This window comes from Streptomyces sp. NPDC057638 (assembly GCF_042800315.1).
Lineage (GTDB): Bacteria > Actinomycetota > Actinomycetes > Streptomycetales > Streptomycetaceae > Streptomyces.
Genome location: NZ_JBHVHF010000147.1, coordinates 1 through 19,429, shown reverse-complemented (window position 1 = coordinate 19,429; position 19,429 = coordinate 1). Strand labels below are relative to the sequence as shown.

15 protein-coding genes are annotated in these 19,429 nt (G+C 71.3%); 5 read left to right on the top strand and 10 right to left on the bottom strand.

Annotation, left to right across the window (positions count from 1 at the left end; all coding sequences use genetic code 11):
• Window positions 1-79: 79 nt before the first annotated feature.
• Window positions 80-2,380, bottom strand: coding sequence for an ATP-binding cassette domain-containing protein (locus tag ACFVIM_RS20220; protein ID WP_384303067.1), 2,301 nt, complete (start codon window positions 2,378-2,380; stop codon window positions 80-82).
• Window positions 2,381-2,798: 418 nt separating this feature from the next.
• On the opposite strand from ACFVIM_RS20220, the gene ACFVIM_RS20215 reads away from it, so the two are divergent.
• Window positions 2,799-4,505: a lysyl oxidase family protein gene (locus ACFVIM_RS20215; RefSeq protein ID WP_384303061.1), complete on the top strand. Its 1,707-nt coding sequence runs from the start codon at window positions 2,799-2,801 to the stop codon at window positions 4,503-4,505.
• A 125-nt stretch (window positions 4,506-4,630) separates the two neighbouring features.
• Here the strand turns inward: ACFVIM_RS20215 and ACFVIM_RS20210 are convergent, their stop codons facing one another.
• From ACFVIM_RS20210 to ACFVIM_RS20180, 7 genes are all read right to left on the bottom strand, one after another.
• The gene (locus tag ACFVIM_RS20210; RefSeq protein ID WP_384303059.1) at window positions 4,631-5,173 is read right to left on the bottom strand and encodes a DUF1707 domain-containing protein; all 543 of its coding nucleotides are present in this window, start codon (window positions 5,171-5,173) and stop codon (window positions 4,631-4,633) included.
• A 20-nt stretch (window positions 5,174-5,193) separates the two neighbouring features.
• Complete coding sequence (locus tag ACFVIM_RS20205; protein ID WP_384303057.1) at window positions 5,194-5,502, bottom strand: hypothetical protein; 309 nt, start codon at window positions 5,500-5,502, stop codon at window positions 5,194-5,196.
• 130 nt (window positions 5,503-5,632) lie between these two features.
• Window positions 5,633-7,195 (bottom strand): cellulose binding domain-containing protein, encoded by a 1,563-nt coding sequence (locus tag ACFVIM_RS20200; protein ID WP_384303055.1) that lies wholly within the window; start codon window positions 7,193-7,195, stop codon window positions 5,633-5,635.
• Window positions 7,196-7,456: 261 nt separating this feature from the next.
• On the bottom strand, window positions 7,457-8,308 hold the full coding sequence (locus tag ACFVIM_RS20195; protein ID WP_384303065.1) for an ABC transporter ATP-binding protein: 852 nt from the start codon (window positions 8,306-8,308) through the stop codon (window positions 7,457-7,459).
• 190 nt (window positions 8,309-8,498) lie between these two features.
• Window positions 8,499-9,665, bottom strand: coding sequence for a FecCD family ABC transporter permease (locus ACFVIM_RS20190; RefSeq protein ID WP_384303053.1), 1,167 nt, complete (start codon window positions 9,663-9,665; stop codon window positions 8,499-8,501).
• Window positions 9,666-9,667: 2 nt separating this feature from the next.
• Window positions 9,668-10,678, bottom strand: a complete 1,011-nt coding sequence (locus ACFVIM_RS20185) for a FecCD family ABC transporter permease (RefSeq protein ID WP_384303063.1) — start codon at window positions 10,676-10,678, stop codon at window positions 9,668-9,670.
• Window positions 10,679-11,155: 477 nt separating this feature from the next.
• Window positions 11,156-12,208 carry an iron-siderophore ABC transporter substrate-binding protein gene (locus tag ACFVIM_RS20180; RefSeq protein WP_384303051.1) on the bottom strand — a complete coding sequence of 351 codons (1,053 nt, stop codon included), beginning with the start codon at window positions 12,206-12,208 and terminating at the stop codon, window positions 11,156-11,158.
• A gap of 752 nt (window positions 12,209-12,960) precedes the next feature.
• Between ACFVIM_RS20180 and ACFVIM_RS20175 the strand changes: the two genes are divergently transcribed.
• Entirely contained in the window at window positions 12,961-14,574 is a 1,614-nt protein-coding gene (locus tag ACFVIM_RS20175) for an amidohydrolase (RefSeq protein ID WP_384303049.1), read from the top strand.
• 66 nt (window positions 14,575-14,640) lie between these two features.
• On the opposite strand, the gene ACFVIM_RS20170 is transcribed toward ACFVIM_RS20175, so the two are convergent.
• The gene (locus tag ACFVIM_RS20170; RefSeq protein ID WP_384303047.1) at window positions 14,641-15,273 is read right to left on the bottom strand and encodes an ATP-binding protein; all 633 of its coding nucleotides are present in this window, start codon (window positions 15,271-15,273) and stop codon (window positions 14,641-14,643) included.
• Between the two features lie 169 nt (window positions 15,274-15,442).
• Between ACFVIM_RS20170 and ACFVIM_RS20165 the strand changes: the two genes are divergently transcribed.
• A complete protein-coding gene (locus tag ACFVIM_RS20165) occupies window positions 15,443-15,679 on the top strand; it encodes a DUF397 domain-containing protein (RefSeq protein WP_384303045.1) in 237 nt (78 codons plus the stop codon).
• Window positions 15,680-15,942: 263 nt separating this feature from the next.
• Window positions 15,943-16,845 (top strand): helix-turn-helix domain-containing protein, encoded by a 903-nt coding sequence (locus ACFVIM_RS20160; RefSeq protein WP_384303043.1) that lies wholly within the window; start codon window positions 15,943-15,945, stop codon window positions 16,843-16,845.
• A gap of 143 nt (window positions 16,846-16,988) precedes the next feature.
• On the opposite strand, the gene ACFVIM_RS20155 is transcribed toward ACFVIM_RS20160, so the two are convergent.
• The gene (locus ACFVIM_RS20155; RefSeq protein ID WP_384303041.1) at window positions 16,989-17,801 is read right to left on the bottom strand and encodes an SAM-dependent methyltransferase; all 813 of its coding nucleotides are present in this window, start codon (window positions 17,799-17,801) and stop codon (window positions 16,989-16,991) included.
• Between the two features lie 491 nt (window positions 17,802-18,292).
• Between ACFVIM_RS20155 and ACFVIM_RS20150 the strand changes: the two genes are divergently transcribed.
• On the top strand, window positions 18,293-19,360 hold the full coding sequence (locus ACFVIM_RS20150; RefSeq protein ID WP_384303039.1) for an iron-siderophore ABC transporter substrate-binding protein: 1,068 nt from the start codon (window positions 18,293-18,295) through the stop codon (window positions 19,358-19,360).
• The last annotated feature ends 69 nt before the right edge of the window (window positions 19,361-19,429 follow it).

Sequence of the window (19,429 nt, the reverse complement as noted above, 5' to 3'; positions counted from 1 at the left end):
GCCGGGGTCGGCGGTACGGGAGTGGCCGGGCCGGACCGGCGGACCGCGCCGCCCCCGTACTCCCGCGCCTACCGGCCCGTCAGCGGGCCGCCCCGCCCACGTACTCCCGCAGATGACGGGCGGTGAGGGTGTCGGCGGAGGCGACCAGTTCGGCGGGGGTGCCGGTGAAGACGATCTCCCCGCCGTCGTGACCACCGCCCGGGCCGAGGTCGATCAGCCAGTCGGCGTGCGCCATCACGGCCTGGTGGTGCTCGATCACGACGACCGTGTTCCCCTCGTCGACCAGCCGGTCCAGCAGGGCCAGCAGCTTGTCGACGTCGGCCATGTGCAGTCCGGTCGTGGGCTCGTCCAGGATGTAGGTGGAGGACTTCTCCGCCATATGGATGGCGAGCTTGATCCGCTGGCGCTCACCGCCGGAGAGGGTGTTGAGCGGCTGGCCCAGGCGGAGATAGCCGAGTCCGACGTCGGTCAGGCGCCCGAGGATGGTGTGGGCCTGCCCGGAGGGGAAGAAGTCGTGGGCCTCCGCGATCGACATCCCGAGGACCTCGCTGATGTTCTTGCCACGCAGGGTGTAGGTCAGCACCTCGGGGGTGAACCGCTTGCCCTCGCACTCCTCGCAGACCGAGGCGACTCCGGCCATCATCGCGAGATCGGTGTAGACCAGTCCGAGCCCGTTGCAGTGCGGGCAGGCGCCCTCGGAGTTGGCGCTGAAGAGGGCGGCCTTGACGCCGTTGGCCTTGGCAAAGGCGGTACGGATGGGATTGAGCAGGCCGGTGTAGGTGGCCGGGTTGGAGCGGCGCGAGCCCCGGATCGGGGACTGGTCGGCGACGACCACGCCCTCCTGCCTGGCGAGGTAGCCATGGATCAGAGAGCTCTTGCCCGACCCCGCCACACCGGTCACCACGGTCAGCACGCCCGTCGGCACGTCCACGCTGACGTCCTTGAGGTTGTGCCGGTCGGCGCCCTTGATGGTGAGGTGTCCGCGCGGCGCGCGCACGGTCTCGCGGAGGGTGGCGCGGTGTTCCAGATGCCGTCCGGTCAGGGTGCCGGAGGCGCGCAGTCCGGCGACGTCCCCGGTGTAGCAGATCTCCCCGCCCGCCTCGCCCGCGCCGGGGCCGAGGTCGACCACGTGGTCGGCTATGGCGATCACCTCGGGCTTGTGCTCGACCACGAGGACGGTGTTGCCCTTGTCCCGCAGGAGCAGCAGCAGTTCGTTCATCCGCTGGATGTCGTGCGGATGGAGGCCGACGGTGGGCTCGTCGAAGACATAGGTGACATCGGTGAGGCTGGAGCCGAGGTGGCGCACCATCTTCACCCGCTGGGCCTCACCGCCGGAGAGGGTGCCCGAGGGCCGGTCGAGACTGAGGTAGCCCAGTCCGATGTCGACAAGCGAGTCGAGCAGATGGCGCAGGCTGGTCAGGAGGGGGGCGACCGAGGCGTCCTCGATGCCACGCAGGAAGTCGGCCAGCTCGTTGATCTGCATCGCCGAGCACTCGGCGATATTGACGCCGTTGATCCGGGAGGAGAGCGCGGCGCGGGTGAGCCGGGTGCCCTCGCACTCGGGGCAGCGGGTGAAGACGACGGCACGGTCCACGAAGGCGCGGATATGGGGCTGGAGCCCGTCGCGGTCCTTGGCCAGCCAGGTCCGCCGCAGCCGGGTGACCAGGCCCTCATAGGTGAAGTTGTTGGTGCCCACCTTCACCTTCACGGCCTCTTTGTGGAGCAGGTCCGCCCACTCCCGCTCGGTGAAGTCCCGCAGCTTGGTGCCGGGGTCGTAGAAGCCGCTGGCGACCAGGATCGACCAGGGCCAGGAGTCGACGGCGTGGCCGGGGATGGTGATCGCGCCCTCGTTGAGTGACTTGTCGCGGTCCACGAGCTGGTCGACGTCGATGTCCGCGACCTCGCCCAGCCCCTCACAGCGCGAACACATGCCCTCGGGAACGTTGAAGCTGAAGGCGCCCGAGGTCCCGATGTACGGGGTGCCGAGCCTGCTGAAGACGATCCTGAGCATGCTGTAGGCGTCGGTGGCGGTGCCGACCGTGGAACGGGAGTTCGCGCCCATGCGCTCCTGGTCGACGACGATGGCGGCGCTGAGGTTGTGCAGTCCGTCGACCTCCGGACGGCCGAGGCTGGGCATGAAGGACTGGACGAAGGCGGTGTACGTCTCGTTGATCAGCCGCTGGGACTCGGCGGCGATGGTCCCGAACACCAGACTGGACTTTCCGGAGCCCGAGACGCCGGTGAAGACGCTGAGCCGGCGCTTGGGCAGATCGACGTCGACTCCCCGCAGGTTGTTCTCGCGGGCTCCCCGGACCTGGATCACGGTGTGGTGGTCGGCGGGCAGGGCGGAGGGGGCCGGGATGCTGGGGTCGGCGGGCATACGGGTTCCCTTGCTGTCGTGGTGTTCCTGGGCGCGCGACCCCGCGTGGCGGGTGCGGACCGGCGCGTGACGCGCGTCGGTCCGGGACGGGCTGAGGGGGTCGTCGCCCATCCTCGCTCACCGGCCCCACTCCCGCCTCCCGTTTCACGGCCAGGGCCCAGCCAGGCCCCCGCCAGAGTGACGAGCCCCTCTACCACAAATCAGCTCAATAGAACAGGAAAAGAGGAAAAAGAAGGCTCAATCCACTAGAGATCAGTTACTTTTCAGCCAACGATTCACCATTTTCATGTCCACAGACAACCCTGAGGCCGCCTCGCCTCTCTCAGGTGGTGAGCGGCGCGCAGGGCTTTGACCGAGTCCACCGGCGCGGGACCGCCCACCCAACATCCCAGTGGTACTCGTAACACAACGAGGAACGATGACCAGTTCTCAGCACCGTCGTCTCTGGCGTTCCGCGCTCGCGGGATCAGCGGCCTTCACCGTGATCGCCGCCGTCGTCGCCGCGGCGCCGGACTCCAGCGCGGCCAAGTCCCCCACGCCCGCTCTGAGCCTGATCGCGGCGTCCAAGAACGTCACCCTGGACAGCTGGAAGGAGGACCCGGGGGTCTGGCTCGACCTCGGGACCTATCTGACCGCCGAGAAGGCCGCCCTGGAACTGCGGATCACCCGCAAGTCCTACAAGCACCCGGTGGTCATCCAGCAGATCGTCCGGGACGGCAAGACCACCACGACCAAGACCCTCCCCGCGGGCACGGTCAAGGACTTCTCCGGTCTGCCGGGCTTCGCCCAGATCACGATCACCGACAAGGCCGGAAAGACGGTGGCCAAGCGCACCGAGTCCTTCTGCCCCAACAACGCCTCCGGCCGGGTCCGCCCGGACGCCCCGGCGAAGTCGAAGTACCCGGAGAGCTGCCCGACCAACCCGTTCACCCTCGGCTCGGTCTGGGGCGTGGAGAAGGGCTGGGCGTCCAACACCTACGCGGGCTACTACGGTGGCGACCAGATCAAGATCGCCCCGGGCAAGTACACCGCGAAGGTCTCGGTGACCAAGAAGTACCGCGACCTGTTCGGCATCCCCAACAAGCCGCAGACCATCAACCTGACGGTCCGTGAGCGGTCCTGGGAGGAGATGGGCATGGGGCGCGCCGCCGCCTCCGGCCACGGCGACCACTCCGCCGGGCACGCCCACCACGGCGCCCCGCAGGCCCCGCGCACCCTCGGCGAGGCCACCAGCGGCACCGGCCCGGCGTACAACGTCGGCCACGGCCCGCACCCGCCGGCCCCGCCCGCGCTGCCCTGGGCGCTGAAGGCCAACGCCCGCACCCTGGCGAACGTCGGCGACGGCCCCGGCCGCACCGACGGGTCCCGCAAGGCCCCGGGCGCCAAGCCCAACGCCAAGCGCCCCACCGGCAAGGCCAGCGTGCCGAACGTGCCCAAGCCCGACCTGCGCTCGCTGCCCGCCTACGGGATCATGATCAGCGAGAGCGACGAGAACGAGCCCGGCAAGGACTACCTGTCCTTCAGCGCCAACGTCTGGAACGCGGGCCCGGCCAAGCTCGTCGTGGACGGCTTCCGCACTCCCGGCAAGGAGCTGATGGACGCCTACCAGTACTTCTACGACGCCAACGGCAAGCAGGTCGGCTACACCCCGACCGGCACCATGGAGTGGGACCCGCGTCCCGGCCACGAGCACTGGCACTTCACGGACTTCGCCAGCTACCGGCTGCTGAAGGCCGACCAGAAGGAGGCCGTCCGCAGCGGCAAGGAGGCGTTCTGCCTCGCCAACACCGACGCGGTCGACTACACCGTCAAGAACGCCAACTGGCACCCGTCCAACACCGACCTCTCCACCGCCTGCGGCCAGGAGAGCTCGATCTCGGTGCGCGAGGTGCTGGACGTCGGCTCCGGTGACACCTACACCCAGGACCTGCCGGGCCAGTCCTTCGACATCACCGACGTCCCGAACGGCACCTACTACATCCAGGTGCTGGCCAACCCGGAGAAGCGGCTGAAGGAGACCAGCCTCACCAACAACAGCGCGCTCCGGAAGATCGTCCTCGGCGGCAAGCCGGGCAAGCGCACGGTGACCGTCCCGCCGCACGAGCTGGTGGACGCCAACCTCTGATCCTCGCCCGCGAGGAACGCTGACGCGATATCCCGACAGGCCCGGACGCCCCGTGCGTCCGGGCCTGTCCCGTGTCCGGCACCGGTACGGGGACGCGGACCCCGCCGCCGTACGGAACGCCGTGCTCAGCGGCGTGCGTGACGGACCGTCAGCTTTCCATAGCCCATGGTCCCGGAGATCCGGATCCTCGGCCCAGCACCGCCGGAGCGACGCGGGGCCTGGTAGACCGGGCCCTTCCACCCGGCCGTCAGCGCCTCGGTCTCCACGATCGCGTCACGCGGAACCGTGATCTTCGCCCCGCCCATGCCCAGGCGCAGCTCGATATCGACCACCGGATGTTCGAAGACCGCCCGGGACAGGTCCAACCGCACCCGTCCCAGCGCGGACTCCACGATCAGGGACCTCGGCACCCGCCACACGCCACGCCGCACGATCCGTCCGCCGCCCGCGGCGATCGTCGACACGGTGTCCGCGGGATCCGCCGGGAGCCCGGTCAGGGCCCGCTCCAACTCCTCGCGCGTCGTGGCGGTGAGAGCCCCCTGGAGCCGTCCGTCCATGTCCTCGTGGGCGAGGCGCCCTTCGGCATAGGCGTCCTGTAAGCGTCGTACCGCGCTCTCGCGATCGTCGTCCGAGACGAGCTGTGGCGGGTGTTCCGGCGGAGAGGTCATGCCCGCACTCTAATGGGGTGTCAGCGCCAGTCGCCGGTGAGCCAGGCCACCAGGCGGGGGTGGTGCGGTGACGGCTCGCAGGGGACCAGCGATGTGGTGGCGACGAAGTCCTGGGTGAGGACGCCCTCGACCGTCGCCACCGCCCGGGAGAGGTCGACGGAGACGTCACCGGGCTCCCCGATCGTCGGCGGCGGGTCCGGTTCCATGGCGATCTCGGAGTCCTCACAGCCGACGTCGCCGAGCGGCTGGCCCAGGTACCAGCCGCTGACGAAGACGGCGTACAGGATCGCGGTGGCGCCTAACCGGCGCGGGGTTATCCAGGTGGGCATGGTCGCACTCTCTCAGAACGCCCCCACCGGACGGCGGGCGGCCCGCCACACCACCCGCCACACGCGGCCGCTGTCCGCCGGCCACCCGGGCCGGATCACCGGCCACCGGGCGGGAGTCAGCGGCCGGGAGTCAGCGGGTCAGCGTCGCGAAGATCCGGGAGAACTCATAGCGGCTCTGCGGGATGTTGGTGCACTGGTAGAGCGCCCCCATACACGCGTCACGATCGCGGGTGATCTCCCAGAACGAGAGTCCGCCCAGCCCCTCCCGCCGCGCGAAGTCGACCAGTTCGCGGGCGTCGTCCTGGTCGAAGACCCGGCCGTCGTCGTTCTGGCCGAGCATCGGGGAGACCCCCACCAGCGCGCGCACCTCCGCCGCGCTCCGATCGGGATAGACCCCGGCCAGCTGGGCGACGGCATGGCGCGCGGCGCTGATCGCGGCGCCGCCGTAGTCCACGGTCCGCCGGTGGTTCAGGGTCATCACGTTCACCAGCTCGATCTCGACACCCGCGGCGCGAGCGGCGCGGACCATCGACAGGCCCTCGGGCGTCAGCCCCTCGGGATAGCCGGGCACGGTGAGGGAGATCCGCAGCCCGGGGTGGGCCCGCTGGAGCCGGGCCAGGGCCTGGGAACGGCGCTGGAGGACCGCCGGCTGGGCCCGGCCGTTGTCGAGTGTCATATCGATCCGGGTCAGACCGTAGGTGGAGACGACGGCGTCGTACTCGGCGAAGAGGGCGTCCACGGTGCGGCAGGTCTCCGCCAGATCGCGCCCGCTGGCGCCGCCGAAGGAGACGGTGACCTCGCCCCCGGCGGCGCGCAGGGCGTCGATCTGTTCCCGGGCCCATCCCCCGCGGACGTCATAGGCGTTGAACCATCTGGCCTGGCAGCCACTCCCGGTGATGAAGCTGAGGGCGAACCGCTTCAGCCCGCTGTTCCGCGCCAGCTCGGGCAGGGTCGCGGTCGACGAGCCCTCCACGTTCACATAGGCGACGGTGACCGGGCGCCCGGCGGGCGCGCCCCCCTGCGCGGCCGTGGTGCCCACGAGGGGCGCGCTGTAGTCGGAGACGGTGCCCGACGCGTCACGGGAGCGGACCCGCAGGGAGTGGTCGGTGGCGGGCCGCAGACCGGTGAGGGTGGTGATCGTGCCACTGACCGGGACGGGCGGGCCGCCGTCGCGCGAGATCTCGTACCCGGCGGCGGGCCCGTTGGGTCCGCCGGCGCCGAGCCAGCGGATGGTGAGGGAGGTGTCGGTGGCCGAACTGACCCGGATCTGACCTGGTACGGCGGGCGGGATCCGGTTTCCGGCGCCGGGACCGCCCCCGCAGGAGGCGCCGTTGAGCGAGCAGTTGACCGGGTCGTCGACACCGGCGAGCACCATGCCGAACGTCGTGGACTCACCGGGCGCCAGGGTCCTGTTGTGACGCTGGCTGGTGAAGGTGTGACGGCGGCCGTCCCGGGTGACGCCCGCGTCCCAGGCCGCCCGGACACTGGTACCGGAGGGCAGATCGACGGAGACGCTCCAGTCGCGCATCGACATGGAACCACCGTTGGTGATGGTGTACCGGCCCTGGTAACCACCGTCCCAGGTCGCTGTCCTGGTGAAGACGGCGGTGGAGATCGAGGCGCCCGCCGGTGGTGCGAGGAACACCAACAGGAACTGGACGACGACGATGAACGGCACCAGCCCTCTGCGCAACACTGCCTCCCCCGTGTGGCATCGGACCGCTCCGGGCCCTCGCCATGACCACCACTTGGCACACGCCATCTCATGATGCATCGCGCCAACCGCTCACGCGGCGGCGCCGGGGGCATGTCGCTGGCCCCCAGGCCGAACGCACCTCCCTGACCAGTGATTTTACAACCGTCAACGGTCTACACCACCCTCGACCACGGCCCCAGCACTCCCGGTGACGAGAAGGTCAGGCCCAGAGCCGGGCCGCTCCGGTTCCGGAACGGCTTAGACCGTGACGGTGTGGTGGCGACCCATCGGGATGACCATCGGGGTGCCGCTCACCGGGTCGGGGGCGACCTGGCTGCGGAGCCCGAAGACCCGCTCCACCAGGGGGGCGGTGATGATCTGGCGGGGGTCGCCCTGGGCGACGACCCGGCCCGACTTCATGGCGATGACATGGTCGGCGTACCGGCAGGCCTGGTTGAGGTCGTGCAGCACCATGACCACCGTCCGTCCCTCCTCCCGGTTGAGGTCCGTCACCAGGTCCAGCACATCGATCTGGTGGGCCAGGTCGAGATAGGTCGTGGGCTCGTCCAGCAGCAGGATCGGGGTGCCCTGGGCGACGGCCATCGCGATCCACGCGCGCTGGCGCTGCCCGCCCGAGAGCTCGTCGACGGACCGGCCCGCGAGCTCGGTCATACCCGTCGCGCGCAGCGCGTCGTGGACGGCGCGCTCATCACCGCTGGACCACTGGCGCCACCAGCTCTGATGGGGCGAACGGCCGCGTGTGACGAGGTCGATCACGGTCAGCCCCTCGGGCGCCACGGGCGACTGGGGCAGGATGCCGAGCGTACGGGCGAGTTCCCGGGTGGGTGTGGAGTGCACCGAACGACCGTCGAGGGTCACGGTGCCCGCCTGGGGGGTGAGCAGCCGGGCGAGCGCCCTCAGCAGGGTGGACTTGCCACAGGCGTTGGCGCCGACGATCGCGGTGATCCGGCCGGCGGGAAGGGCGACATCGAGGCCCTCGGCGATGATCCGGTCGTCGTAGCCGAGGGTCAGCGCGTTGGCGCGCAGTTCGGGCGCGGGGTTCACACCGCCGCCCTCGCTCGCCGCCGCCCCGGGGCGCGGGGGGATCACGGACGGATCGGCGTCGGCGGGCTGGTCGTTCACGGCGTCGGCCTCCTGGGTCGGCGTCACGGTCAGGGGGCCGGGGCCCTCATGGTGGGGTGGGGCCGGGGTGCCCCACCGTACGGGGGTCCGGGTGTCCGGGCCCGCGTACGGTGGGACCGCCGCGGCGGTCCCGGGGACGGGTGCGTCGGTCATGGCATCAGCCCCCCGAGCCCGCGCGGTTGGCCCGGATGAGCAGCCAGAGCAGGACGGGCGCGCCCAGGACTCCCGTGACGACCCCGACCGGGAGTTCCGTGTCGGCCATCACCTGACGGGCGATGAGGTCGGAGACAAGGACCATCAGCGCCCCCGTGAGCCCCGCCGCGAACGGTGGTGGCCACGGCGTGGCGGCGAGCCGCTGGGCGATCTGGGGCGCGGCGAGGGCGACGAAGGCGATCGGTCCCGCCGCCGCCGTACCGAAGGCGACGAGGACGACCCCGCAGAGCAGCACCGCGATCCGTACGGGCTGGACCCGGGTGCCCAGGCCACGGGCGACGTCGTCACCGAGCTGGAGGGTACGGGTCAGCCGTCCGAGCAGCAGTGCCGCGGGAAGGCAGACCGCCATGGCGGCGGCCAGCGGCCCGATGTGCTCCCAGGTGCGGCCGTTGAGGTTGCCGACCAGCCAGCCGAGGGCGGAGCCCGCCTGGAACCGTTCGCCGCGTGCCATGAGGTAGTCGGTGACGCTGGTGCAGATCCAGGCGACGCCGATGCCGACGAGGACGATGCGGTAGCCCGTCGTACCGCGTTTCCAGGCGAGCAGATAGACGACGAGCGCGGCACCGAGGGCCCCGAGGAGACCCAGCGCCTGGGTGCCGAGGCCGCCGTCCCAGCCGAGGACGATCCCGGCGACGACGACGGCGCCCGCGCCCTGGGTGATGCCGACCATGTCCGGGCTGGCCAGCGGGTTGCGGGTGACCGTCTGGAAGAGGGCGCCGGAGACCCCGAAGGCGATCCCGACCAGCAGCGCGGTCAGCGCCCTGGGCAGCCGCAGCTCCTCGACGATGAGCCGGGTACCGGGGTCGCCGCCGCCGAGGAGGACACCGGCCACGTCGGTGAGGCGCAGGGGGACGTCACCGACGGCCACACCCCAGCAGAAGGCGAGGACGACGGCGGCGAACAGGACCGCGCAGACCAGCGCGAGCCGGGGGCGCAGCACCCCGGAGACGGGCGGCACGGCGAGCCGGTAGGCACGCCGGTCACGCGCGAGGACCGGCGCGGCGGCGCTACGGGTGCGGGCCGGGTCAGCGGCCGTACGGGATGGAGCGGTGGCCGTACGGGACGGATCGACTGGTGTCGTACGGGACGGATCGGGCGGCAGGTCGGTCATGCTCACAACTCCGCGAGACGTCGACGGCGGACCATCGCGATGAAGAAGGGGCCGCCGATGAAGGCGACGAGGATCCCCGCCTGGATCTCGGCGGGCCGCGCCAGCAGCCGTCCCGCGACATCGGCGGCGAGGAGCAGACAGGGCGCGAGTACGGCCGAGAGCGGCAGGATCCAGCGGTAGTCGGGCCCGATACCCGCGTACTGGGTCAGCACCCGCGCCACATGCGGGACGACGAGTCCGACGAAGACGACCGGACCGATGACGGCGACCGCGCCTCCGGTGAGAAGGGTGACGGCGGTGACCCCGAGGGCGCGCACCAGACCCAGCCGCTGTCCGAGCGCGGTGGCCACGTCGTCGCCGAGGGCCAGGCTGTTGAGCGAGGGCGCCAGCGCGAGGGCGAGGGCCGCACCCGCGAGGAGGAAGGGCAGCACGCGCAGCAGTTCACCGACGCCCTGGTTGGCGAGCGATCCGGCGGACCAGAAGCGGTAGCGGTCGAGCGCCTCGGGTGAGTCGAGGACGATGGCGCTGGTCAGCGAGAAGAGGAGGGAGGTCACGGCGACACCCGCGAGGGCGAGCTTGACCGGTGTGGCCCCCGATCCGCCGAGGCCCGCCATCAGATAGACCAGGACGCTCGCGGCGAGCGCCCCGGCGAAGGCGAACCAGATGTAGCCGTACGCGGAGGTGAGGCCGAGCACTCCGGTGGCGACGACGATCGCGAACGCGGCGCCCGCGCTGACACCGAGGAGTCCGGGTTCGGCCAGCGGGTTGCGGGTCAGGGCCTGCATCAGCGCCCCGGAGAGCCCGAGCGCGGCCCCGGCGGCGACCCCGAGGACGGTCCTCGGTACGCGCACGGACCAGATCGCGTTCTCCACCGTGCGGGTGGGCGCGTCGCCGAGCAGGGTGCGCCACACCTCGCCGACGGGGACGTTCAGCGCGCCGAAGGCCAGGGACGCGACGGTCAGGGCGAGCAGCGCGGCGACCGGCAGCACCCCGAGAAGGAGCACGCGGGCCACACGGGCGCGCGGCGCGGGCGCGGTTCCGGTGGGCGGGGGGTGTGCCTCGGTGGCCGGTCCGGTTTCCGGTCTCCGCACGTCACTTCCTCGGGTCGGATGAGGCAGACCGGTACGGGCCGGTGTCGGCACCACCCCAGGCACACCTCTGTTGAATTAGGTAAACCTAACCTTACTGCGCCCGTTTTCCCCCTCCCGCCCGGGGTTGTCCCGGGACGGGTCGGGCAGGGGCGGTACGGGGGATCACAGGCCGGTACGGGAGCGCGGAAGCCAGCGGGGGACAGCGGGACCGTGGCCAGCGAGGGACAGCGGGTGCGTGGGCCAGCGGGGGCGTGGGCCAGCCCGGCAGACCGCGCCCGACGCGGATCACCCGCACCCGGTTCCGGGCGTACGGACGCCGGGCGTACGAGGGCCGGGCGCCCGGTCCCCGTACGCCTGGGAACCGGGTGCGACCGCCGGGGCGGCCGCACCCACGCCGCGTCAGGACGCGGGCTGTTCCACCTTCGTCGCCGGGTTCCCGTCCACGGCCGCCGCGAGCTGCGCGCTGAGCCGCTCCGCCACGTACGGCAGACTCAGCACCGTGCCGAACGACATGGCGTGACCGTAGGCCGTCTTCTCCGGGATGTAGACCTCGCGCCCCTCCTTGACCACCTTCAGATCGCCGTACGACGAGTCCTGGCGCAGCTTGGCCGCGTCCTTGGCGACATCACCGACCATCCAGACGATGGCGTCCTGGTCGAGCAGATCGGTGCGTTCCTTGCTGATGCTGGCGCCGAACTGGCCGCCGATCACCTTGTCGAGCCCCGCGGGCGAGCCGAAGCCGAGGCTGCCCAGCAGCCGGGAGCGGGAGTCCTGGGAGCCGAAGACGAAGTGGCCCTCGTAGGGCGTGGCCACCAGCGCGGTCGCCTTCTTGAACTCCGGCCGCGCGGCGGCGGCCAGCTTCGCCTCGGTGTCCGCGACGGCCCGGTCGGCCTCGGCCGACTTGCCGAGGGCCTGGCCGATCCGGCGGGTCTGCTCCTGCCACGGCACGCCGAAGTCGTTGTACTCCTTGGGCTGGGCCACCACCGGGGCGAACGCCGACAGCGCCTGGTACTGCTCCTTGGTCAGTCCGCCGTAGACGGCGACGATCAGGTCCGGCTTGAGCGCGGCGATCCGCTCCACCTGGGGGCCGGTGCCAGGGTTCTTCAGCACGGTCGGCTTCTTGCCGCCGAGCTTGTCCTCGGCCCAGGGACCGACGGCGCCGGGGTACTGGCCCACCCACTCGGTGGTCCCGACGGGCACGGTACCGAGGGCGAGTACCGCGTCCTGGTCGGTGAAGCCGACGGTCACGACGCGCCGGGGCTCGGACGGGACGGTGGTGGAGCCGTACTTGTGCGCGATCGTGACGGGGAAGGCACCGCCGCCGGTCCCCTTCGCGGCGGCGTCCGCGCCGGAGCCGCCCTTGTCGCCACCACAGGCGGTGGCCGTGCCCAGGAGCAGCAGTGCGGCGGCGAGCGCGGTGGCGAGCCGGGGGGTTCGGAGGGATCGGGCCATCGGTGGTCCTTCGGTTGGTCGGGTGATCGTCCGGCGCCGCTCTCCCCCGTGGGACAGCGGGCCGGGTGGCGCGGAACGGCCGGTGCGGAGCGGGGGCCGGGACACTCCGGCACCACCGGAACTCGCCCCGTACGAACGGCACGAAGCGCACGCAGCGGGGCCGCGGCGACCGTGCACCGCCCGCAACGCCGCCACCATGGTGGGAGCGCGCGACGACGGCTCCGGCCGGTCGTCCGCCCTGACCGCGCCCGTCAGGGCAGGCTCCGCGGAGCCCGGCCCCGGAAGCGCGAACTTAGGTAAGGCTAGACTAACCATCCCTTCCCGGTCATCTCGCGCCGGGCCCCGCTCCTCGCCCCCGCGCCGCCGTCGGTACGGGGGCGATCACGCGGCGAGGCGGCTGTGATCACGGGGCCGGGACGCGGGCGCCGGTGCCTCCACGACGCGCCACCCCCGCCCCTGGGTCGCGTCCGCACCGTGACGCCGCCCTCCCCGGACAAGGTCCAGCGGTGGGGGTGCGGGACCCAGAGGTGGGGGTTGCTCCCACCCGGGCCCCCAAGCCCTGAGGCAGGGCCCTCGGCGCCTCGGACGGTGGGACCTCGCGGACCGAGCCGAGCGCGGGGCGGGGCCACCCCCTCCGTACCGCGTCCGCCCGACCGCACCCTTGCGCCCACCGGAGTCACGACCACACCATCAGCCACAGTGTCCGCCGATGGCGGCACCCGGTCGTCCGCCCGAACAGCGAAGGGATCCCCGTGCTCTGCACCAGAGTCACCAACGCCAACATCGTCACGATGGACCCGGACCGGCCCACCGCCCGAGAACTCGGGATCTGGCGCGGCCGTGTGGTGGGACTGGACGAGGAGGTCGCCGCCCTGCCCGCGCGGCGCGTCGTCGACCTGGACGGCGCGACGGTGCTGCCGGGGTTGATCGACAGCCATGTCCATCTGCTCTGGGCCGGACTGAAGGAGGCGACCCCGAGCGTGGCGCCGTGCGCCCGGGTCGAGGACGTGCTCCGCGCGGTGGCCGACGCCGTGGCCGCCGCGCCGCCGGGAGGCTGGGTCGATCTGGCGGGCTATGACCAGAGACCGCTGGGCCGCCATCTGACGGCGGCCGAACTGGACGCGGTCAGCGACGGCCGCCGGGTCTTCATCGGCCATGACTCCGGCCACGGTGGAATGGTGAACTCCGCCATCCTGGCGCTGCTGCCGCCCGAGGCCACGCGTGGCTCGGACGGATTCCTGGCCGAGGAGACGATGAGCGCGGCCCTGCGGCTGCGCCCGCCCCGTACCCAGGAGGCGCTGGCCGCGGCCGTGGAGCGCGCCGGGCTGCGCTGCCGCGCCGAGGGGATCACGGCCTGCGCGGAGGCGGGTGTCGGCAGCGGACTGTTCGCGCACAGCCCCCTGGAGGCGGCCGCCTTCCAGCACGCCCTGGAGAGCGGGCGGCTGCCCCTGCGGGTCCAGCTCATGGTGGCGGCGGACGCCCTCGGTCCGGTCGACGCGGCGCCTGAGGACCGCACCTCACACGCCCTCGGGCTCGGACTGCGGACCGGCTTCGGCGACGGGCGGCTCTCCCTCGGGGCGCTGAAGGTCTTCGTCGACGGCGGCATGATGGCCAGGACCGCCGCGCTGACGACTCCGTACGAGGGGACCGACTCCCTCGGCCGGGTCCAGCGCACCTCGCGCCCGCTGGAGGAGGTGATCGTGGCGGGGCATCTCGCGGGCTGGCAGCTCGCCGTCCACGCGATCGGCGACCGCGCGGTGGACATCGCCCTCTCCGCGCTGGAGGAGGCCCAGCGGCAGCGGCCCCGGCCACAGGCCCGGCACCGGATCGAGCACGCGGGGCTGGTCCGCCCGGACCAGATACCCCGGTTCGCACGGGTGGGCGCGACCCCTGTCGTCCAGCCGAGCTTTCTGCGGTACTTCGGCGACGACTACGCCACGATCATGGGCGAGGAACGGTCGGCCTGGCTCTACCGGGGGCGGTCCTTCCGGCAGCACGGGGTGCGGTTGGTGGGCAGTTCGGACCGGCCCGTCACCGAGGGGGCACCCCTGCGGGCGATCCAGTTCATGGTGGAGCGGGCCTCCTCGTCCGGACGGATCATCGGCCCGGACGAGTCCCTCACGGTGGAGGAGGCGCTGCGCGCCTACACCGTGGACGCCGCCTACGCCTGCCACTGGGAGGAGAGCGCGGGGAGCCTCACCCCGGGCAAGCGCGCCGATCTGACCGTGCTCGGCGACGATCCGCGCCGGGTGGATCCGTCCCGTATCGGAGGGATCGAGGTGGTGACGACGTTCCTCGAAGGTATGGCGGGTACGGAAGGCACTGAAGGCGTGGCGGGCACGGCGGGAGCCGGCGCGGGGCACTGAACGACGGACCGCCGGGAGGGGGAGACCATCGGGTGGGGAGAATCGATTCTCCCCACCCCGTGCCGATCAGTTCACCGAGGGGTGCAGCGGCAGGGTCGCCCAGACCGTCTTGCCCCGGGGCGGGGTCAGCGACCAGGACCAGGTCTGACTCAGGGCACCGATCAGAGCCAGACCCCGGCCCCCGAGCGCGCCGTCGTCCGCGTCGCGCGGGCGCGGCGGGGAGGAGCTGGGGTCGGTGACCGCGCAGACGATGTCGGCGGGGTGGCGGAAGAGGCCGAGCCACACGGGGTAGTCCCCCGGGCGCGGGACACCGGGGACGAGCGCGTGCTGCACGGCGTTGGTGACCAGCTCACTGACGACCAGCGTCGCGTCGGGCACCAGACTCTCCAGCGCCCACTTGCGCAGGGTCAGGGTGACGAACCGGCGGGCCTGCGGCGCGTTGCGCAGCCTTCCGTCGAGGCCACACGCGGCGAAGCCGCCCGGAGGAACCTCACGACCGGCCGCCCACGGCGGTCCGCCGCCCACCAGTGACGCGCCGAGCGGTACGGAGGAACCGAGCGCGGGCGCCGAGCCGAGCGCTCTGGACGAGCCGAGCGCCGGGGACGAACCGAGGGGCTGCTCCCCACCGGACTCCCGGCCTCTCCGTCCCTCATCACACGGAACACTCACGTCCGCCGCGCCCGCCACATGCGTCGTCACTGGTCATGTCCCCCTGGAGGATGAGGAGTTCGGCGCTGCCGCAGTCGCCATGGAACGAGTATGGTCGAGCTCCGCCGGAGAATGCAATTGCATCTGGGATTGCAGATGGGATTGCATTCAGCCGGATCCCGGGGCGGACCCAACGAACCAAGAGCGAGAGGCTGTTGCAGTGGAACGTTTCTTCAACGGCATACGGGCAAGCGAGCTGACCACGGCCGTCTGGACCAAGAGCAGTCATAGCAACGCGACCGGAAACTGCGTGGAAGTGGCCGGACTGCCGGACGGCTCCGTGGCGGTGCGCAACTCCCGCGACCCCCAGGGACCGGCGCTCGTCTACACCCGGGACGAGATGGCGGCGTTCGTGGCGGGCGCCCGCTCCGGCGACTTCGACTCGGTCATCGGCTGAGGCTCACCCCACGGGCGGGGGTCCCGCCCGTGGGCCGAACCCCTGGAAACCGCCCGGAGCCCGGGCCCCTCCCGGCGGATGTCCCCTTCTCCCGACATACGCCCCTCCCGGCAGGGGCGGAGCCGGGCCCGGACCGGGGTTCACCCTCGACCAAGCCGCCGTCAACGGCTGAAACGATACGGAGGAACACCATCTTCCGTATGCAGTGGTCTTGCGATGGGCGATACTGACAGCTTCACATCAGCGTCCGCGGGAGCGCCCACATGGCCGTAGCCGACCCGAACGAGTCGTTGTTCGCACGACCGCTGGGGGCGGTGGAGAACAACCCCACGGCACTGAAGCTGATCCTCGGCGGCAAACTGCGCGAGCTGCGGACCGCCGCCGGGCTCGACCCGGCCGACGTGGACCGCACCCTCGGCTTCTCCCGCTCCAAGACCAGCCGCATCGAACTCGGCAGACACGGCTGCAAGCGGGCCGACGCCCTCGCCCTCCTCACGCTCTACCGTGTGGAGGGCGACGACGTCATCGGCGAGTTCCTGCGGCTGGTGGACCAGTCCCGCAGATCCGACTGGTGGCGCTCCTACAGCGACGTCCTGTCGGACTTCTTCACCCCGCTGGTCTCCCTGGAGGGCGCGGCCGAGCGGATCCGCACCTATGAGCCGTTCTATATGCCGGGGCTCCTCCAGACCCCGTCCTACACCCATGCGGTGATCAAGGCCGGTCCCGGCCGGCTGCTCGCCCATGAGGTGGAGCGCCGGGTCGCGCTGCGCCAGGCGCGCCAGCACCAGCTCGACCAGCCGGACGCCCCCTACCTCTGGGTGGTGATCGACGAGTCCGTACTGCTGCGGACCGTCGGCGGGCGCGAGGTGATGCGCGGACAGATACGCCATCTCCTGGAGATGATGGAACGGCCCCGGGTGACGCTCCAGATCGCGCCGCTCGATGTGTCGGCGGCCATCGGCATCGGCACCGGGGTCACCTATCTGCGCTTCGCCCTCAGCGATCTGAGGGACGCGGTCTACATCGAGCATCTGACGGACTCGACCTTCAGCCAGAAGCCACAGACGGTGGAGCAGTACCGCAATATGCTCGACGGGCTCGGGGCGTGCGCGATGACCCCCGGCCGCTCCCAGACCGTGCTGCGCGACCGGCTGACCGGCCTCTGAACACTCCCCTCCGCGCCGGTCCCGCCCACGGCCCCGGCCGTCCGCGCCCACCGGTGAGAGGGCACACACGACCAGGACCGGCGCCGACGACCGGCGGACAACTGACGGCTGACGGCTGACGAGCGACCGGCGCGGACCAGGCGTCAGCCGAGGCGCGCGACCCCGCCCCACTCGATCCACTCGTCGGTCTGCTGGATGGGCGCCAGCTCCGTGTCCGGGCGCCAGGTGGAGACCTCCACCAGCCCGGGTTCCAGGATCTCCATCCCGTCGAAGAACTCGGTGACCTCGCTCTCCTCACGGACCCTGCCCCAGTGCCCCCCGGTCGCCTCCGCCATGAAGTCCGTCACGAACTGGCGGATCTCCGGGCGCTCGCTGACCAGCTGGCACACGACCATGAAGCTGCCCGGCACGAGCCGTGAGGCGACATCCCGGACCAGTTCGCCCGGATAGGACTCATCGGGGATGCAGTGCAGTACGGAGACGAAGAGCGCGGCGACGGGCTGGCTCAGATCGATGAGCCGGGCCGTCTCCGGGTGGCTGAAGATGCTCTCCGTGTCCCGCATATCGGCGTGGATGACGGCGGTGCGGTCGTCCTCCTCCAGCAGCGCCCGGCCGTGCGCCAGCACGATGGGGTCGTTGTCGACGTAGATCACCCGCGAGGCGGGATCGATCGACTGGGCGACCTGGTGCACGTTGTTCTGGGTGGGCAGACCCGACCCGTGGTCGATGAACTGGCGGATGCCGTAGTCACGGGCGAGCAGCCGCACCACGCGCTGGAGGAAGCGGCGGTTGTTCACCGCGAGGACCTTGGTGCTGGGGACCTGTTCCAGCAGCGCCTCGCACGCGTTGCGGTCCGACTCGTAGTTGTCGCTGCCCCCGAGGTAGTAGTCGTACATCCGCGCCACGCTGGGCACCTTCGTGTCGATGGCGTCCGGGCGCCACGACTCCGCTCGCATCCAGTCCTCACCCACGTCGTATGGAATCAACATCTAATAAGACGGCCATGCTAGGGAGCGCACGCTCTCCGTGACAGCCCGTTCACGGGTGGGTGACCTCCCGGAGAAACATTTCAGCCAAGTCTTGGCGCGACCCCTCACGAGCCCGGGAGGCCATCCCCGCCCCGGCCGCGCGACGCCTCACGCGGCGTACCGTAACGGAATTAACCCCTCCGGTGCGGCGCGCCACCCCCGCTCTCCCCGGGCCGGGTCACCCCGGCCGGTTGAACGGCGGACCATTGATAGCTTAGGCTTACCTAAGTCGATCAGCCGACGTTCGTCGTGCTCCTCGCCCGATCCCGTGTCGCCTTCCCGGTGACACCATCCGTGGCGGAGTTCCGGAAGGGGTGGGGCCCTTCCCGCGGGCGGAGCGCGGCACGGTGGGCGCCAGGGTCCCGCCCCGGCGGAGCACCGGTCGGCCGCCCTGCACACCGATCTCTTGAGGAACATCCATGCTCGGGTTCACCCGCGCGCGCCGTCGCGCGCTCGCCGTCGCGGCCACCGCCACCGCCGCCGTCCTCACCCTCGGCGGCTGCTCGTCGTCCGGCGGTGACAAGGACGACAAGACCGCCAAGGCCGACAAGGGCGCGGAGCAGAAGAGCGGCGGAGCGTTCCCCGTCTCCATCAAGAGCGCGCTGGGCACGGCGGAGATCCCGGCGGAGCCGAAGCGGATCATCACCCTCGGCCAGGGCTCGGCCGAGACGGCCATCGCGCTCGGGACCACCCCGGTGGGCATCGAGAGCTACGCCTGGGGCAGCGACAAGACCGGCTATCTGCCGTGGATCCACGAGGCCGTCACCCAGAGCGGCGAGAAGCTGCCGAAGCAGTTCACCGGCGGCGAGGAACTCGACACCGAGGCCATCCTGGAACTGGACCCGGATCTGATCCTCGCGCCGTGGTCGGGCGTCACCCAGAAGCAGTTCGACATCCTCAACGACATCGCGCCGACCGTCGCCTACCCGGATCTTCCCTGGTCCACCAACTGGGACGAGCAGATCCAGGTGATCGCGAAGGCGATGGGCAAGCCGGAGCAGGCTCCGAAGCTGATCGGCACCATCGAGAAGCAGCTCGCCGACGCCGCGAAGACGCGCCCCGACTACGCGAACCACACCTTCTCGTATATCTACAACACCGGACCGGGCACCCTCGGCGTCTTCAAGCCCGACGAGCAGCGCGTCACGATGCTCTCCTCGCTCGGTCTGAAGGTCGACCCGGTGGTGGACACCTTCAAGGAGACCAAGGGCACCGACTCCGCGCTGATCGGCCTGGAGAACGCGGAGAAGCTCAAGAACAGCGATCTGCTCTTCACCTTCTACACGGACGCGAAGAACAAGAAGGAGGTCGAGGCGCAGCCGCTGTACGCGAGCATGCCCGCCGTGAAGAAGGGCGCCGTGGTCTCCAGCGCCGACACCTCCTTCGTCACCGCCTCCTCGATCATCAACCCGCTGACCGTGCCGTGGACGATCGACCGGTATCTGCCGCTGATCGACAAGGCCGTCGCCGCGGCCGGCCGGAAGTAGACGGGGGCGCGCACGCCAGATGGCCACCGTCGCCACCGCCCCGCCGGGCAGCACCGCGAAGAGCGGTGC

Bases quoted from the DNA above. Each gene is read 5' to 3' on its own strand.
- ACFVIM_RS20220 (WP_384303067.1), bottom strand. From the start codon at position 2,380: ATGCCCGCCGACCCCAGCATCCCGGCCCCCTCCGCCCTGCCCGCCGAC.
- ACFVIM_RS20215 (WP_384303061.1), top strand. From the start codon at position 2,799: ATGACCAGTTCTCAGCACCGTCGTCTCTGGCGTTCCGCGCTCGCGGGA.
- ACFVIM_RS20210 (WP_384303059.1), bottom strand. From the start codon at position 5,173: ATGACCTCTCCGCCGGAACACCCGCCACAGCTCGTCTCGGACGACGAT.
- ACFVIM_RS20205 (WP_384303057.1), bottom strand. From the start codon at position 5,502: ATGCCCACCTGGATAACCCCGCGCCGGTTAGGCGCCACCGCGATCCTG.
- ACFVIM_RS20190 (WP_384303053.1), bottom strand. From the start codon at position 9,665: ATGACCGACCTGCCGCCCGATCCGTCCCGTACGACACCAGTCGATCCG.
- ACFVIM_RS20180 (WP_384303051.1), bottom strand. From the start codon at position 12,208: ATGGCCCGATCCCTCCGAACCCCCCGGCTCGCCACCGCGCTCGCCGCC.
- ACFVIM_RS20160 (WP_384303043.1), top strand. From the start codon at position 15,943: ATGGCCGTAGCCGACCCGAACGAGTCGTTGTTCGCACGACCGCTGGGG.
- ACFVIM_RS20155 (WP_384303041.1), bottom strand. From the start codon at position 17,801: ATGCGAGCGGAGTCGTGGCGCCCGGACGCCATCGACACGAAGGTGCCC.
- ACFVIM_RS20150 (WP_384303039.1), top strand. From the start codon at position 18,293: ATGCTCGGGTTCACCCGCGCGCGCCGTCGCGCGCTCGCCGTCGCGGCC.